General features: G+C 42.7%; 2 protein-coding genes and 1 pseudogene. All 3 read left to right on the forward strand.

The features are described 5' to 3' along the window. A pseudogene (locus AC5JMF_RS31875) lies at window positions 1-194 on the forward strand (hypothetical protein); the annotation flags it as partial. Window positions 195-305: 111 nt separating this feature from the next. Continuing rightward, window positions 306-1,661: an AAA-like domain-containing protein gene (locus tag AC5JMF_RS31880; protein WP_495799712.1), complete on the forward strand. Its 1,356-nt coding sequence runs from the start codon at window positions 306-308 to the stop codon at window positions 1,659-1,661. Window positions 1,662-1,739: 78 nt separating this feature from the next. Then, window positions 1,740-3,176, forward strand: coding sequence for a deoxyribodipyrimidine photo-lyase, 8-HDF type (locus tag AC5JMF_RS31885; protein ID WP_495799713.1), 1,437 nt, complete (start codon window positions 1,740-1,742; stop codon window positions 3,174-3,176). Window positions 3,177-3,231: the final 55 nt, after the last annotated feature.

Genomic DNA, 3,231 nt, shown 5'->3' on the forward strand with positions numbered 1-3,231 from the left:
AAGAGCAACGCGCCCAACAACAAGAGCAACGTGCCCAACAACAAGAGCAACGTGCCCAACAACAAGAGCAACGTGCTGAACAAGAAAAGCAACGTGCCCAACAACAAGAGCAACGTGCTGAACAAGAAAAGCAACGCGCTGAACGTTTGATAGCACAATTGCAATTACTCGGTATTGAACCCGATTTAGATTAATTTTGTTTTCAGCACAAATACTGTCAGATAGACTGACGTAAGTAAATCCTGGTATTATTAGGCCGTGGTTGAGTCAATCCACATACAGTAGGAAAATGGCTCTTTACCTTCATGAACCTTGATTCTATTCTGGAAATTGTTAACCGTAAACTACTTGAGACTCAAAATCGTCCCCTCAACTCTACAGAAATTCTGATTTTGCGGGGGACGTGGAATCATCATACATATAGCAAAATCGCCCAAGAGCAAGGCTACAGCCCTGGGTATTTTACTAACGTTGTTGCCCCAGAATTGTGCCGAAAGCTCAGCGAAATTATCGGACAGCGAGTTACTAAAAAAAACTGTCGAGTCTTACTAGAATCTTACGCTGCGGAACAGAACACACCACAGACAAAGCCGCATTGGCAAAATCGTATAATTAATAAACTTACTGATACCAATAATATTTCACCTCGTTTTCCCAGTGGTGCAGTTCCGCTTGACTCTTCTTTTTACATCGAAAACTCGCCTGCTTCTCACCAGGCTTATGCAGAAATTAGTAAACCTGGAGCATTAATTCGGATTAAAGCTCCCAAGGAAATGGGTAAAACCTCACTGCTAATAAGGATTCTAGAACACGCGAGTAGTATGGGCTACCGCACAGTTAGCTTGAATCTAGAGCAAATTGAGCAGAACATCTTGAGCGATTTGAATCGATTTTTGCGTTGGTTGTGTGCTAATGTCGCCCTGCAACTTCAGTTAGAACCCAAGTTAGATGATTATTGGGATGAAGACATTGGTAGCAAAGTCAGTTGCACCCTCTACTTCCGTAGCTATGTACTCGAACAAGTAGATACTCCTTTGGTTTTAGCATTGGATGAAGTGAATCAAATTTTTGAGCATCCACATGTAGCTAAAGAAGTTTTACCTCTATTGCGTTCATGGTATGAGGAAGCCAAAAGACTGCCCATTTGGCAAAAGTTTCGCTGGATTGTAGTTCATTCAACAGAAATTTATGTTCCCCTCCAGCTTCAGCAGTCCCCCTTTAACGTGGGTTTACCAATTCAGTTACACAGTTTCAATCTAGAACAGGTACAACAATTAGCCCAGTGCTACCAACTTGACTGGACTGATGGCAAGGAAGCTAGACAACTTATGGATATGGTTGGAGGACATCCTGGACTAGTAAATTTATCACTTTACCACCTCAATTGTGGTGATATAACTCTGTCGCAATTACTAGAAACTGCACCTACATCAACAGGAATTTATTACAATCACTTACAACGTCATTGGGCAACTTTGCAAAAACAACCAGAATTAGCGATCGCTCTTGGTACTGTAATGAGTGCCACTGAACCAATACCACTGGAACCTATTATTGCTTACAAGTTAAACAGTATGGGGTTAATTAAGCTAGACAATAATAAAGCAACACCCAGATGTCAGTTGTATCAACGGTATTTTCAGCCCAAATTCCTGAGTTAGCAAAATTTGCCGCTAGAGTGATGCTCAGAAATACCAGTAACCTATAATCTAGTACAAGCGCACTATCCTAAAGATGGAATGTCTGATTTAATTTTGTTTTGGCATCGCCGCGATTTACGTATTTCCGATAATACAGGACTAGCTGCGGCAAGAGAGTTGAGTCCAAAAGTGGTGGGTGTGTTTTGTCTCGATCCAAATATTTTAGAACGGGATGATATTGCCCCAGCCAGAGTTACTTACATGATTGGCTGTTTGCAGGCATTACAACAACGGTATGCTCAAGCTGGTAGTCAGTTGTTAATACTCCATGCTCATCCTGTGCAAGCAATACCAAATTTAGCAGCAGCTTTACAAGCCAAAGCTGTTTTTTGGAATTGGGATGTAGAACCTTACTCCCAAGAACGCGATCGCGCTATCATTGATGCTCTCAAAGCTAAGAGTATCCAGTTTCTCAACCAAAACTGGGATCAAATTCTCCACTCACCAGCAGAAATTCGTACAGGTAGTAATGGCCCCTACACCGTTTACACCCCTTTCTGGAAAAATTGGCACAGTAAACCCAAAGCAAACCCTGCAAACACACTACAAAATGTCGAGGGTTTAACAGCCAGCGAACAAGAAACAGCTAAAAATGCAGGTGCGATCGCATTACCAACAGCTAAAGATTTAGGATTTAGTTGGGATGGAGGATTAATTATTGCACCAGGAGAAACCGCAGCCCAAGCAAGACTGGAAGAATTCACCAATAAAGCAATCAATGAATATCAACAACAGCGTAATTTCCCAGCAGTTGATGGAACATCTCAACTGAGTGCAGCTTTAAAATTTGGCGTCATTGGTATTCGCACCGTTTGGCAAGCCACAACAGCAGCATTAGAAAATAGTCACAGCGATGAAGTACAAGCCAGTATCCAAACATGGCAACAGGAACTCGCTTGGCGAGAATTTTATCAACACGCCATGTATCACTTCCCAGAATTAGCAGAGGGTGCTTTCCGCGACGCCTTCAAAAACTTCCCTTGGGAAACCAACACAGAACATTTTCAAGCTTGGTGCGAAGGCAGAACCGGCTATCCAATCGTAGATGCAGCTATGCGCCAGTTAAACGAAATTGGCTGGATGCACAACCGTTGCCGAATGATTGTCGCTAGTTTCCTCACCAAAGACTTGCTAATTAATCCTGTATTGGGAGAAAAATACTTCATGCAGAAGCTAATTGACGGCGATTTATCTGCCAACAACGGTGGCTGGCAATGGAGTGCTTCTAGTGGGATGGATCCTAAACCTGTAAGGATTTTTAACCCAGCTAGTCAAGCACAAAAGTTCGATTCCGAAGGAGAATATATTCGGCAATGGATTCCCGAATTAAAATCTGTAGATACAGAATACTTAGTGACTGGGAAAATTCCATCTTTAGAACGCCATGCCCTTGATTACCCTGAGCCAATTGTGGATCATAAACAACAGCAAAAGCAGTTTAAAACCCGTTATCAGCAGCAAAAAACTATTGTGTGATGGGACTGGGGACTGGGGACTGGGGACTGGGGACTGGGGACTGGGGACTGGGGAC

The organism is Desmonostoc vinosum, assembly GCF_059505385.1.

Coding starts and splice junctions, on each gene's coding strand:
- AC5JMF_RS31880 (WP_495799712.1), top strand. CDS start 306: ATGAACCTTGATTCTATTCTGGAAATTGTTAACCGTAAACTACTTGAG.
- AC5JMF_RS31885 (WP_495799713.1), top strand. CDS start 1,740: ATGTCTGATTTAATTTTGTTTTGGCATCGCCGCGATTTACGTATTTCC.